Genomic DNA, 12848 nt, shown 5'->3' on the forward strand with positions numbered 1-12848 from the left:
GCCGGGGTGGGCCTCGCCGGCCCTCCGCGGGCACGGAGGCCCGCGGCTACGGAGTTGGGAGTTGGGAGTTGGGAGTTGGGAGTTGGGAGTTGGGAGGGAGCGTATGGCGCGTCCCGGGCCCGTCAACCTCCAACCTCCAACCTCCAACCGGGGGCTGGGGACGCGGGGAGGGGGCCGAGACGCGAACGGTCCTGCGGGCGCGGCGGCGCACCCGCAGGACCGCACGAACGGGGGAGCGTCAGGAGAGGTGGGAGGCGAGCATCCAGGCCCACTTGTCGAGGCCGCGGATGACTTCGATGTAGACGTCCTGGGTGGCGATGTCGTCCTCGGTCTCGGCAGCGAAGGCCTGGATGACCTGGCTGGTGGTGACGAGGCCGTCGTGGACGAGCTGGACGAGCGTCTTCCAGTCGGCGGAGTCGGCCGGGAAGTCGCCGAGGGTGGACTTCTTCGTCACGTTGCTGAGCGTGCCGTGGGCGAGGTGGCCGAGGGCGCGGGCGCGCTCGGCGATGTCGTCGGCGTAGTCGCGGACGTCGCTGGCGATGGCGTCGAAGGTTTCGTGGAGGCCGTGGAAGTTCGGCCCGGTGACGTTCCAGTGGGCTTCCTTCGCGCGGAGGGCGAGGTCGATGAGGTGGGCGAGGGAGGTGTTGAGGTCGGCCGCGATCTCCTTTTTGCGGGCGGCCGAGAGGGCGACGGAGTTCTTCGCGACGGTTGCGGTTGCCATGTGGGATGCACCTCCATTCGTGCTGCAATCAGCGTAGGGAAGGCGGCATCGCGAACGCGTAATGCGCCGGGGCGGGGCGTTGCGAATCCGTTGCAACGCGGCCGGGCTGCGGCTCAGGCGCGGCGGAGCTGGCTGAAATCGACGGAGATGAAGATGCCCTCGGCCTCGGCGCAGAGGGTTTCGCCGGCGTGGAGGGTGCCGGCGGCGAAGATTTTGCGGCCTTCGACGCGGTCGACGCGGGCTTCGAAAACGACCTCCGTGTGGAGGGGCGTGGGCCGGCGGTAGCGGATGGTGAGGGTGCCGGTCATGCCGGGCCGGCCGGTGCGGGCCTGCGCCATGCCGAGGACTTCATCGAAGGCGGCGGCGATGATGCCGCCGTGGACGTGGCCGGGCGGGCCTTCGTACTGGGCGCCGAAGCTGGCGCGGCCGATGATGCGGTCGCCGTCGATCTCCATGCGGAGCGGGGGCGCGACGGGGTTGCCGAGGCCGATGACGGGGCTGCGGTCGAACATGGCGCGGGCGTCGCCGGCGGGCGCGGATTCGGCGAAGCCCCACGGGCGGTGGCCGGTGCGGGTGCCTTCGAGGCGGGCGCCGAACTGCTCCATCGCCTCGGCGGCGGCGAGGAGGTCGGCTTCGTCGGCCTGCATGTCGGTGAGGGCTTCGGCGACGGTGCGCATGGCGGCGGCGAGGCGGTGGAGGGCGGCGCGCTGGCCCGTCGCGGGTTCGTCGGCGGGGATCCAGTTGGCGAGGGAGGCGATGGACTGCCCGAAGGGGTCGTCGCTCATGCGTGAATTATCGGCCGCGGCGCGCCGGGGAGCTACCAGCTCAGCCGAAGACGCCAGCTTCGGCGAGCGCGGCGATGTCGTCGTCGCCGAGGCCGGCCGCGCGGAGGACGTCGAGGGTATCGGCGCCGGGTTCGGAGGCCATGCCGCGGACGCGGACGTCGGCGCCGCGGATGCGGAAGGGGGCGGCGACGGTTTCGAACGCGCCGGCGGGCGTTTCGAGCGGCTGGAAGGCGTCGCGGCCGCGGAGCTGGGGGTCGGCGACGACATCGGGGAGTTCGACCATGGGAGCCCAGATGAGGCCTTCGCGGTCGAGTTTTTCGGCGAGGGATTCGAGCGGTTCGGCGAGGAAGGCCCGTTCGATGCCGGCGGCGAGTTCGGCGCCGCGCTGGCGGCGGCCGGCCATGGTGGCGAGGGACGGGTCGGCGGCCCAGTCGTCGCGGCCGATGACGCGGCAGAGGCGGGGCCAGTAGGGGTCGGGCGTCATGTGCACGAGCATGACCCAGCGGCCATCCGCGGTGGGGTAGGTGTTGAAGAGGGGGTTCTCGGGCGCGGTGCGGTCGAAGCGGCGGGGCTGGCGGCCGTCGATGAGCGTCTTGGCGACGTCGGTGGCGATGGTGTAGAGGCCGGTCTGCTGGAGGGAGATATCGACGACCTGCCCGCGGCCGGTGCGGTCGCGGAGGCGGAGGGCAGCGAGAGCGGCAGCGACGGCGGCCATGCCGGTGGTGTGGTCGCCCTGCGCGATGCGGCTCAGGACGGGCGGGCTGCCGGGGTGGCCGACGAGCGACATGATGCCGCTGCGGGTCCAGAAGGCGGAGAAATCGAACCCGGGCCGGTCGGCATCGGGACCGTCGAGGCCGTAGCCGGTGATGGCGACGATGACGACGCGGGGGTTGCGGGCGTGGACTTCCTCCGGGGTGAGGCGGAACTTCGCAAGCCGGCGGGGGAGGAGGTTGGTGAGGAAGATATCCGCGCCGGCGAGGAGGCGGTGGACGAGGTCAGGACCGCCGGGCGCCTCGAGGTCGACGGTGACGGACTTCTTGCCGCGGTTTTCGAGTTCGAAGAGGAAGTTGAAGGGGGCGGTGCCGGGTCCGGTGCCGGTGGGGACGACGCCGCGCATCACTTCGCCGCCGGGGGGTTCGAGCTTGATGACCTCGGCGCCGAGGTCGCGCAAGAGGCCGCCGGCGCTGGGGGCAGCGACGTAGTTGGCGAGTTCGATGACGCGGATGCCTTCGAGCGGAGCCGGTTCGTGCATGGTCGAGGGGCGTTTTTCGGAAGCGTAAACTGCGCGGCGATGGCAGGCGAGGAGCTCTTCCGGCTGTCGCACACGAAGGTCGAAACGTTCCGGCGGTGCCGGAAGCAGTACTGGTTCGCGTACGTCTCCGGGATGCCGCGGCCGGAGCAGGAGGATACCCCGGCGGCGCTCGCCGGGAACGGCGTCCACCGGGCGATGCAGAAGCTGTGCGACACCGGGGAGCCGGAGGACGGGTACGCCGAGCTGGAGGCCTACCTGCGGATGCCGAAGCACGCGGCGGCGGGGCCGGGGACGGAGTGGTGGGAGATGGCGCGCGCGTGGTACGAGCGGGGCATCGACGCGCACCGGTCGATCGCGTCGGAGGCCCGGTGGGCAGAAGTGGACAGCTGGGCGCCAGCGCACAAGCTTGGCATCACGGTGTGGTCGAAGGCGGACCGGGTGGACCGGCTGGCGCCGGACCGGTGGCAGGTGATCGACTGGAAGACGGGGAGGTTCGACCTCGACGACGTGGTGGACCGGCAGCTGGACCTGGCGCACGTCATCGTGCGGACGGTGCGGGCGCTGCCGCGGGAAGCGACGGTGCGGGCGGTGGCGTGGAACCTGCGGACGGGGCAGCAGCGGGTGCGGGAGCTGACGCGCGAGGACGCCGCGCGGACGATGGGCTACCTCGGGCGGATGGCGCGGGTGATGCAGGCGGAGGAAGAGTTCCTCGCGACGCCGGGGGTGCATTGCGGGTTCTGCGGCTGGCGGAGCCGGTGCGAGGCGGCTGCGCGCCTTGAAGAAGAGGGGCTGGACGCGCTGTGGGAGGAGGCGGAGGAGCCGCCGGCGCCGGGCGATTTCGCGGTGGAACAGGCCTGAAACGAGCGATTTTGCCGAACGTTCACATTTCGGCGGCCATTCGGCCCTTCACGGGGGAGGATATCGATCTATGCTATCGATCCATGCGCGGGCGGCGCTGGAGGACGCCGGGGAGGTCGCCGATGAACATCGAGGTCATCGAGTTCGAGCTGGAGTGCCCGGAGCACGGCGTCTACCGGGTGCAGGTGCCGGTGGAGCTGCCGCGGCCGCGGGCGTGCGTGCATTGCTACCTGCCGGTGCAGCGGCGGGAGCTGCGGCGGTACGAGGCGCCGGCGCCGATGGCGGGGCAGGTAGCGCCGGCGGAGGCGTTTTTCGGGTAGTCGGCGGCGCGGCTGGCGCCGCGGCGGCCGGCTGCCCCGGCGGTGGCGCGGCTGGCGCCGCGGTGGATGGCTGGCCGGCTGCGCCGGCGGTGGCGCGGCTGGCGCCGCGGTGGATGGCTGGCCGGCTGCGCCGGCGGCGCCGCGGGATGCCGCCGCTTCGCGGCGGCGGTGGGAGGGGGAGGGAACCGGGAGGCGGGAGGTGGGAGGCGGGAACGGGGAGGGAGAATAACCTCCAACCTCCAACCTCCAACCTCCAACCTCCAACCTCCAACCTCCAACCTCCAACCTCCAACCTCCAACCTCCAACCTCCAACCTCCAACCTCCAACCTCGCCGCCCCCTTGGCGCCCTCCACCGTCTCGGCTAGAGTCCGCGGCATGCCGACGGCTGCGGGTTCGCCGGGTGCGGCTGCGACGTACGAGACCGACGTGCTGGTGGTCGGCGGGGGCATCGCGGGCCTTTCGGCGGCGGTGGCGGCGCGGCAGGCGGGCGCGCGGGTGATCCTCATCGAGAAGGCGCCGCGCGAGCACCGGGGCGGCAACACCCGCTTCGCCGATGCGCAGATGCGGTTCCCCCACGAGCCGGACGAGTTCGGCCGCCGCGGCTACACGGCCGACGAGATGTTCGACGACCTGATGCGGATTTCGCGCGGCCGGGCGAATCCCGACCTCGTGCGGACGCTCTGCGACAACGCGGCGGATGCGGCGGAGTGGCTGACGGGGCTGGGGCTCGCATGGGAAGCGGGCTACCCGCACACCGCGGGCTACCGGCGCAGCCCGAAAGCGGGCGGGCAGGGGCTGGTGGACCTGCTCTACCGGCGGCTGGACGGGCTCGGTGGGATCGTCAGCTACGAGACGGCCGCGCTCGACCTGCTGCTCCACCCTTCGGGCGCCGTCGCCGGCGTGCGCGCGCGGGGGCCGGAGGGCGTCATCGACCTCGAGGCGCGGGGCGGGACGGTGCTGGCCTGCGGCGGCTTCCAGGCGAACGTCGAGATGCGGGTGCGGTACCTGGGGCGGTTCGCCGACGGGCTCATCCTCCGCGGGAGCCGGTACAACACGGGCGAGGGGCTGCTGATGGCGATCGCGGCCGGGGCGCGGCCGGCGGGCCAGTGGGGCGATTACCACTCGGCGGTGCTCGATGCGCGCTCGCCCCGCATCGAATGCGGCGTCACGGCGCTCTACAACTACCAGATGGGCATCTTCGTCGATCGCGAGGGGCGGCGGTTCCTCGACGAGGGCGAGGACTTCCGCGACCACACGTACGTGAAGTTTTCGAAGCAGATCATCGAGCAGGCGGGCGGCGAGGCGTGGTGCATCTTCGACCAGCAGGCGTACGGCCGGGAGGAGTTCGGGCGGGCATGGCGGCCGGTCGGGCCGCCGCTCGAATCGGCGACGCTGGAGGGGCTGGCGCGGCAGATGGGCGTGCCGGCGGAGAACCTGCTCGAGACCGTGGCGGCCTTCAACGCGGCGGTGCAGCCCGGGGAGTACGACCTCGACCGGCTGGACGGGAAGCGGACGGCCGGGATTTGGCCGCCGAAGAGCAACTGGGCGCTGCCGATCGCTGCGCCGCCGTACCTCGCGGTCCCGGTGACGGGCGGGATCACGTTCACCTTCGGCGGGCTGGCGTGCGATACCTCGGCGCGGGTGCTGGATACGCGGGGCCAGCCGATGCCCGGCCTCTACGCGGCGGGCGAGCCGATGGGGGAGCTGTTCTATTACAACTACCCGGGCGCGTCGTCGGTCATCCGGGGGTGTGTCTTCGGGCGAATTGCGGGGGCGCACGCGGCGGCACGGGCGGCGGCCGGCTGAGGCGCACCTGTTGCCGGCGGGCGGGCGGCCGATATTCGAAGCATGAAGCACCTGTGGATGTGGGCGTTCTGCGCGCCGGCGCTGCTGCTGGCAGCGGCCTGCCTCGCGGCCGGCTGGCAGGGCGCGTTCGAACCGCCGCTGGCGTGGACGGGCGCGGCGTTCTTCGGCGTCATCGCCGAGGTGGCGTCGCGGCTCGCCCGGCGCGCGCGGCGGCGTGAGCAGAAGAAGCAGGCGGCGATCGAGGCGCTGGCGGCGACGGCGCTCCTGCGCGAACAGCTGCGTTCGGCCCACCAGCACCGCCGGGCAGCCTGAGGCGGCGGCGGGCTCCTTCCCCGCGGCGCCCCGGACGGCTACGCTACGCGGCGATGACGAAGCCGGGGTGGACGTTCCTCACGAACCACGGGCACGTGCTCCTCTGCATCGCGAACGACCCCGGCATCCGCCTGCGCGACGTGGCGGAACGGGTCGGCATCACCGAGCGGGCGGCGCAGCGGATCGTGGCCGACCTGGTGGAGGCGGGGTACATCACCCGGAAGCGGGTCGGCCGGCGGAACATCTACGAGATTCACCCGGAGCGGCCGCTCCGGCACCCGGTGGAGCAGGCGCACTCGGTCGGCGAGCTGTTCCGGCTCATCGAGCCGCCGGGGCAGGGGGAGGATGCAGGGCGCTGACCGCGCGCGGCGGGGGATGGCGGGAGGCGGGAACCGGGAAGCGGGAGGCGGGAACCGGGAGGCGGGAACCGGGAAGCGGGAGACGGGAGGCGGGAACGGGGAGACGGGGAGCGTGCGTGAATTCGGAGGTTCGGGTGGGCCTTGCCGGCCCTCCGCGGGGACGGAGCCCCGCGACTACGGAGGTGGGAACCGGGAGGCGGAAACCGGGAAGCGGGAGACGGGTGAATTCGACGGTTCGAGTGGGCCTCGCCGGCCCTCCGCGGGCACGGAGGCCCGCGACTACGGAGTTGCGAGTTCCGGCGACCGAGGTTGTCTCCCTTTCTCCCTTACTCCCTTACTCCCTTTCTCCCTTTCTCCCGTCTCCCGGTTCCCCGTTCCCGGTTCCCGGCTGACTGCGCGGTAGGGCGGGGGTTGCGAGAATACGGGACGATGACGCACCTGCCGCCTCCCGAGGAGAAGGCCCGCACCGTGCGGGCGATGTTCGACCGGATTTCGCCGACGTACGACCGGGTGAACCGGCTGATGACGTTCGGGGCGGACCAGCGCTGGCGGCTGGCGCTGGTGGAGCGGCTCGCGGTGAGCCCGGCGGACACGGTGCTGGACCTCGCCTGCGGGACGGGCGATTTCGCGGAGCTGTGCCGGGCGCGCGGCGCGCTCGCCGTCGGGCTCGATTTCAGTCGCGGGATGCTGGAGCGGGCAGCGGCGCGCTCGGGCGAGACGTCGGCGTGGGTGCAGGGCGATGCGCTCCGGCTGCCGTTCCGGGATGGCGCGTTCACTGTGGCCGTTTCGGGCTTCGCGCTGCGGAACTTCGCGAGCATCCCGCCGGTGCTGGCGGAGCTGGCGCGGGTGCTGGAGCCGGGCGGCCGCCTCGGGCTGCTCGAGGTGGACCGGCCGCGCAACCCGCTCATCGCGCTCGGGCACCGGGCGTACTTCGAACGGGCGGTGCCGGTCCTCGGCGGGCTGCTGGCGGACCGCGACGCCTACCGCTACCTGCCGGCCTCGGCGGCCTACCTGCCGGGCGAGGCGGAGATGGTGGCGATGCTGCGCGAGGCGGGCTTCCACCACATCCGGAAGCGGCGGCCGATGCTCGGCGCGATCCAGTCGATCACGGCGGAGCGGCGATGACGGCCGCGGCGGCGGCATCCCGGCCCGGGCGGCTGCAGGCGTGGCGGATGGCCGCGCGGCCGCCCACGCTGCCGGCGGCGGCGGCGCCCGTGGCGGTCGGCACCGCGCTCGCCATCCGCGACGACGCGTTCGCGCTGCTGCCGGCGCTGGCCGCGCTCTTCGGCGCGCTCTGCCTGCAGGTGGGCGCGAACTTCGCGAACGACGTCTTCGACCACGAGAAAGGGGCCGATACGGCGGAGCGGCTGGGGCCGCCGCGGGCGAGCCAGCTCGGGCTCCTCACGCCGCGCGAGCTGAAATCCGGGATGGCCGCGGCCTTCGGGCTCGCGATGCTCGCCGGCCTCTACCTCGCGTGGGTGGGCGGCTGGCCGATCGTCGCCATCGGCCTCGCGAGCATCGCGGCGGCCGTCATCTACACGGGCGGGCCGTGGCCCATCGGCTACCACGCACTGGGCGACCTCTTCACCTTCGTGTTCTTCGGCCTCGTGGCGGTGATGGGGACGTACTACGTGCAGGCGGGGGCCGTGACGTGGTTCAGCTTCGCGGCGGCGGTGCCGGTCGGGGCGACGGTCACGATGATCCTCGTGGTCAACAACCTGCGGGACATCCCGACGGACCGGCGGGCGGGGAAGACGACGCTGGGCGTGGTGCTGGGCGAGCGGGGGACGCGCTGGTGGTTCGCGGCGCTGCTGGCGCTGGCACTGGCGGTGCCCGCGGGGGCGACGGTCACCGGGGCGGCGCCGCTCGGGGCGGTGGCCGCGGCCGCGGCGGGGGTGCTCGCGTGGCCGCTGCTCCGGCAGGTGCTCGGCGGGACGGGCGGCCGCGCGCTGAACCCGGTGCTGAAGGGCACGGCCCGGTTCGCGCTCTGGCACGCCTTGCTCTGGGCGGCAGCCCTCGCGTTCCAGCCCTGAGCGCCGGCGGGCGGGTTCGCGTCTTTACAATAGAGGGCGGGGCCGCGCCGATTCGGCCCCGAGAACCGCGCGGAGGTGCGCACGATGCCGAACGCTGAACCCCAGGCGAAGACCCCGGCGCAGCAGGCCGCGCTCTCCGGCGCCGAGCGGACGACCGAGGGCCTGCTGACGGCGCAGGATGCGCTGCTGCGGGCGCTCCGCCGGCCGCAGCCGGGCCGGGAGCGCGACTGGGCGGCGCTCGTCGGGCAGGAGCTGGCGCTCGTAGCCGCGGCGCTCCGGGACCACCGGCTCGAAGTAGAGGGTGCCGAAGGGCTGTACGCCGAAATCCTGCGCGATGCGCCGTGGACGCAGCCGCGGCTGCGGCAGCTCGGCGCGCAGCTGCGCCGGCTCGAAGCCGAGGCCGCGGACCTGCAGGTGGAGGTGCGCCGGGTGGAGGAGGGCGACCTGCAGGCGCTGCACGCCATCCGGCACGATGCCGAGCGGCTGCTGGCCGGCGTGCGCGACCTGCTTTCGAAAGAAGCCGATCTCATCTACGAGCGGTTCGAACAGCCACCGGCGGCCGACTAGCCGGCATCGGCCGGGGCGCGGCCGGCCTTCCACGCCGCGCCGGGCGCCGCCACCGGGCCGCGGCCGGGGGCGAACGGCGCCGCGCGCTCCTCGGCGAGGGCCTTCGCCACCGTGCCGTCGATGCGGCGGAGCGACCCGCTGGCGAGGAGCATCGCGAGCGAGAGCGCCATCGTCACGAGCGAGGCGATGGCGACGGCCGCGGGCGCGCCGAGCGCCTCGGCGAGGGCGCTGACGGGCACGGTGCCGAGCGGCGTGAGCCCGAAGGTCATCATCATGATGCTCATCACCCGCCCGCGAACCTCGTTCGGGATGAGCACCTGGATGAGCGTGTTCACGGTGGTGGTGAAGGCGCTGGCGAAGACGTCGGCGGCGAAGACGAGCGGGATGGCGAGCAGGAACCACGGGCTGAGCGAGAAGAGGAGGAGGCTGCCGGCGAAGGCGAGCAGCGTGCTCATCATCAGGCGGAGCTTGCGCGGGGATTCGCTGGCGAAGGCGACCCAGAACGAGCCTGCGATGCCGCCGAGCCCGGCCGCGGCCTGGAGCACGCCGAGCCCGCCGGCGCCCACGTGCCAGGTGTCATCGGCGAAGACGACGAGGAGCGCCTGGAAGGGCATCGCGAGGAGGATGGGGATGATGGAGAGGACGAGGAGGGCGCGGACCGGCGGGTCGGTCGAGACGTAGCGGAGGCCGCCGACCAGCTCGGCGAGGACCGGGCGGCTGCCGGCGCCGTCGGCGGGGGGCGATTTGCTCACGTGGGCCATGGCGAAGAAGGCGAGCGCGTAGAGGGTGACGGCCATCGCGTAGACCCAGCGGACGCCGAAGACGGCGATGATGAGGCCGGCGAAAACGGGGCCGACGACGCGCGCGGCGTTCATTCCGCCCATCTGGAGGGCCATGGCGCTCGCCATGCCCTGGCGGCCGACGATGTTCGCGACGATCGCCTGCCGCGCGGGCATGATGAACGGGAAGGTGCAGCCCATCACGAAGACGACGGCGAGGAGGTGCCAGAATTCGAGCCGTCCGAGGACGAGGAGGGCGAAGACGGCCAGCTCGGAGGCGACGAGCACCGCCTGGCCGGTCATGATCAGCCGGCGCTTTTCGACGCGGTCGGCGATGACGCCGCCGAACGGCGAGACGAGCAGCATGGGGATGGCGACGACGAGGTTGATGAGGCCGAGCGCGAATTCGCTGCCGGTGAGGCGGTAGGCGAGCACGGAGCGGACGATGAACTGGCCGTTCATCGCGAAGAAGAAGGCGATGTTGGAGGCGAAGAGCCAGCGGAACTGCTGGTGCTGGAGGGAGGCGAACGGGCCGCGCCCCTGCGCCGGTTCGGCGGGGAGTTCGAGCATCCCGTTAGCGTAGCACGAACGATCGCCGGCGGGGCCGGGAGCAGGCCGCGCGCGTATACTTCGCGCCACAACGATTACCCCCGGAGGCTGGCACGTGGAATTCCGCCATCTCGGCCGGTCGGGCCTCGAGGTTTCGCTCGTGGGGCTCGGCTGCAACAACTTCGGCATGCGGTGCGACTTCGAACAATCGAAGGCGGTGGTGCACCGCGCGCTCGACCTCGGGATTACGCTGTTCGACACGGCGGATGTGTACGGCGGGGGCGGCCGCTCGGAGGAGTTCCTCGGGAAGATCCTGAAGGGCCACCGGGAGAAGGTGGTCATCGCGACGAAGTTCGGGATGAAGATGGGCGAAGGGCCGCACCGGATGGGCGCCTCGCGGAAGTACATCATGCAGGCGGTGGAGGATTCGCTGCGGCGGCTGGATACGGACTACATCGACCTGTACCAGGTGCACCGGCCGGACCCGCACACGCCGATCGAGGAGACGCTCCGGGCGCTGGACGACCTGGTGCGGCAGGGGAAGGTGCGGTACATCGGGCATTCGAACTTTGCGGCGTGGCAGGCGACGGAGGCGCACTTCGTGGCGCAGCGGCTGAATGTGACGCCGTTCATTTCGGCGCAGAACGAGTACAACCTGCTCGACCGGCGGATCGAGGCGGAGCTGGTGCCGGCGTGCAACGCGTACGGGCTGAGCATTCTGCCCTACTTCCCGCTGGCGAGCGGCTTTCTGACCGGGAAGTACCGGAAGGGGGAGGAGCTGCCGGCGGGCACGCGGCTGGCGAACGCGGGGCCGATGGCGGCGCGGGTGCTGACGGACCGGAATTTCGCCATCCTCGAGAAGCTGGAGACGTTCGCGCAGGCGCGGGGGAAGGGGATGGTGGACCTCGCCATCGGGTGGCTGGCGAGCCAGCCGCACGTGGGGAGCGTCATCGCGGGTGCGACGCGGCCGGAGCAGGTGGACCAGAACGTGGCGGCGGCCGCGTGGCGGCTGACGGCGGACGAGCTGGCGGAGGTGGACGCGATTACGCGCTGAAAGGGAGGAGGGAGGCCCCACGTCCGCCTTGTCCCCGCCCCGAGGGAGGAGGGAGGAGGGAGCCGGGGCCTGGGAGCTGGGAGCTGGGAGCTGGGGTGGCCGGTGCGCCTATTCGGTCAAGCTTCAACCTTCAAGCTCCAACCTCCGCGCTGGGGGCCGGGAGGCGGGCGGGGCGGGGCTCCCTCATCCCTCGGTGGGGAGGACGGGAGGGGCGGGGGTCCCTCCTCCCTCGGGGACGGGCAGCAGCCGGGGCCGGGCTCCCTCCTCCCTCGGGACGGGGAGGCCGGCGGGGGCTGGGGTCAGGTGCCGGCGAAGTAGCCGGGGGACATGCCGAGTGCGTCGCTCACGGGCCCGGAGCAGCGGACGAAGGCCTCCATATTATCCCGAACGAAGGGGAGGAGGCTGCCTCCGGCTGCGGCGGCTTCGGGAATCTCGAGGCCCTCGGCGCGCAGGCAGCCGACGAGCTGAACGTGAGCGTCACGCAGCTGCGCCGGCGACGGCTGGTGCGCCTGCGACCAAATTGCGCTGATGCGGGCGTAGGTCGGCGAGGCGCAGCCGTCGACCGCGGCCTGGCTCGCGGCAGCGACGGCGGCGGCATCGCCCTCGGCCCGGGGCGGGAAGGTGAATTCGATGGCGTACACCTGGAGGGGGCCGGGGACCAGGGGCCGCGCCAGCTGGCCGCCCCGGGCCTCGACGCAGGCGACGAACGCGCGGGTCACGCGGTCGTACTCCTCGAACGACAGGCGGCCATCGGAGAGGAGGTCTGCGGCGAGGAGGTCGCCCTCGCTGCGGGCGAGGTCGGCCTGGCCGGGCCAGACAACGACGCGGCCATCCCGGTCGAGCGAGCCGGGGCTGGCGTCGGCTGCCGGGGACCCGCCCGTGAAGAGCAGCCATGTACCGGCGACGGCTGCAGCCGAGAAGATGCCAAGCGCGAAGATGATGCGGCGCACTGCGTTCCCTCCGTTACCAGGTGTTCGTGCCGTAGTAGCCATCGAATGCGGTGATGAACTGCAGGGCATGCGTCCCGGCCGCAGCAGTTACCGGTGATGGATTGCCGATGTTGCCCCAGACGATGTCTCCGGAATACCACCCGCCGGCAAGCGTGCGTGAGGTTCCGTTCTGAAGCACCACAGTGCCCGAGAGGTAGCGGGAACTCCCGCTGCAGCCAGTGGTTCCCGTGTATCCGGCAGGGTAGCTGAGCCAGGACTGGCCGTACCCGATGCATCCGCCGGCGTTCAGCGTCACTGTCGCGGGACCGGCGCCTGCCGGTGAAGCGCCCGCGAAGAGCAGGACAACCGGGAGCAGGGCGATCCACTGGAGCCACGACCGCGCTTCCCTGACTCCATGCCGAGGTACCGCCTTCAGCATCGTATCTCTCCTCCAAGAGCGATGCCGGGAGCGTAGTTCGTGCCGCGTGGGTTGTCAATGTCATGTTAACCATCTATTGACCTT

General features: G+C 72.3%; 15 protein-coding genes. 9 read left to right on the top strand and 6 right to left on the bottom strand.

What is annotated here, in order from left to right; all coding sequences use genetic code 11:
- Nucleotides 1-238: 238 nt before the first annotated feature.
- The 3 genes from dps to N2041_RS11670 form a co-directional block, all read right to left on the bottom strand.
- Nucleotides 239-721: a DNA starvation/stationary phase protection protein Dps gene (gene dps / locus N2041_RS11660; protein WP_297678759.1), complete on the bottom strand. Its 483-nt coding sequence runs from the start codon at nt 719-721 to the stop codon at nt 239-241.
- Between the two features lie 113 nt (nt 722-834).
- Complete coding sequence (locus N2041_RS11665) at nt 835-1506, bottom strand: PaaI family thioesterase (protein WP_297678760.1); 672 nt, start codon at nt 1504-1506, stop codon at nt 835-837.
- 40 nt (nt 1507-1546) lie between these two features.
- Nucleotides 1547-2758, bottom strand: a complete 1212-nt coding sequence (locus tag N2041_RS11670; protein WP_297678761.1) for a CoA transferase — start codon at nt 2756-2758, stop codon at nt 1547-1549.
- A 39-nt stretch (nt 2759-2797) separates the two neighbouring features.
- On the opposite strand from N2041_RS11670, the gene N2041_RS11675 reads away from it, so the two are divergent.
- The 8 genes from N2041_RS11675 to N2041_RS11710 all read left to right on the top strand — a co-directional run bounded on the left by N2041_RS11675 (nt 2798) and on the right by N2041_RS11710 (nt 9014).
- Entirely contained in the window at nt 2798-3616 is an 819-nt protein-coding gene (locus N2041_RS11675) for a PD-(D/E)XK nuclease family protein (protein ID WP_297678762.1), read from the top strand.
- Nucleotides 3617-3738: 122 nt separating this feature from the next.
- On the top strand, nt 3739-3936 hold the full coding sequence (locus N2041_RS11680) for a hypothetical protein (protein WP_297678763.1): 198 nt from the start codon (nt 3739-3741) through the stop codon (nt 3934-3936).
- 376 nt (nt 3937-4312) lie between these two features.
- Nucleotides 4313-5743, top strand: coding sequence for an FAD-dependent tricarballylate dehydrogenase TcuA (tcuA, locus tag N2041_RS11685; protein WP_297678764.1), 1431 nt, complete (start codon nt 4313-4315; stop codon nt 5741-5743).
- Nucleotides 5744-5785: 42 nt separating this feature from the next.
- Nucleotides 5786-6055, top strand: a complete 270-nt coding sequence (locus N2041_RS11690) for a hypothetical protein (protein ID WP_297678765.1) — start codon at nt 5786-5788, stop codon at nt 6053-6055.
- Nucleotides 6056-6108: 53 nt separating this feature from the next.
- A complete protein-coding gene (locus N2041_RS11695; protein WP_297678766.1) occupies nt 6109-6414 on the top strand; it encodes a winged helix-turn-helix domain-containing protein in 306 nt (101 codons plus the stop codon).
- A 429-nt stretch (nt 6415-6843) separates the two neighbouring features.
- Nucleotides 6844-7539, top strand: a complete 696-nt coding sequence (locus N2041_RS11700) for a ubiquinone/menaquinone biosynthesis methyltransferase (RefSeq protein ID WP_297678767.1) — start codon at nt 6844-6846, stop codon at nt 7537-7539.
- Nucleotides 7536-8447, top strand: a complete 912-nt coding sequence (locus N2041_RS11705; protein ID WP_297678768.1) for a 1,4-dihydroxy-2-naphthoate polyprenyltransferase — start codon at nt 7536-7538, stop codon at nt 8445-8447. The genes N2041_RS11700 and N2041_RS11705 overlap by 4 nt, the downstream gene beginning before the upstream one ends.
- A gap of 84 nt (nt 8448-8531) precedes the next feature.
- Entirely contained in the window at nt 8532-9014 is a 483-nt protein-coding gene (locus N2041_RS11710) for a hypothetical protein (protein WP_297678769.1), read from the top strand.
- On the opposite strand, the gene N2041_RS11715 is transcribed toward N2041_RS11710, so the two are convergent.
- A complete protein-coding gene (locus tag N2041_RS11715; RefSeq protein ID WP_297678770.1) occupies nt 9011-10363 on the bottom strand; it encodes an MFS transporter in 1353 nt (450 codons plus the stop codon). The two genes, N2041_RS11710 and N2041_RS11715, sit on opposite strands and share 4 nt — an antisense overlap.
- 94 nt (nt 10364-10457) lie before the next feature.
- On the opposite strand from N2041_RS11715, the gene N2041_RS11720 reads away from it, so the two are divergent.
- Complete coding sequence (locus N2041_RS11720; RefSeq protein ID WP_297678771.1) at nt 10458-11396, top strand: aldo/keto reductase; 939 nt, start codon at nt 10458-10460, stop codon at nt 11394-11396.
- Nucleotides 11397-11695: 299 nt separating this feature from the next.
- Here N2041_RS11720 and N2041_RS11725 read toward each other — a convergent pair whose 3' ends face one another.
- Together N2041_RS11725 and N2041_RS11730 are read right to left on the bottom strand one after the other, a co-directional pair.
- Entirely contained in the window at nt 11696-12346 is a 651-nt protein-coding gene (locus N2041_RS11725; protein WP_297678772.1) for a hypothetical protein, read from the bottom strand.
- Nucleotides 12347-12359: 13 nt separating this feature from the next.
- Nucleotides 12360-12764, bottom strand: coding sequence for a hypothetical protein (locus N2041_RS11730; RefSeq protein WP_297678773.1), 405 nt, complete (start codon nt 12762-12764; stop codon nt 12360-12362).
- Nucleotides 12765-12848: the final 84 nt, after the last annotated feature.

It is taken from the genome of Tepidiforma sp. (genome assembly GCF_026419595.1).
GTDB lineage: Bacteria > Chloroflexota > Dehalococcoidia > Tepidiformales > Tepidiformaceae > Tepidiforma.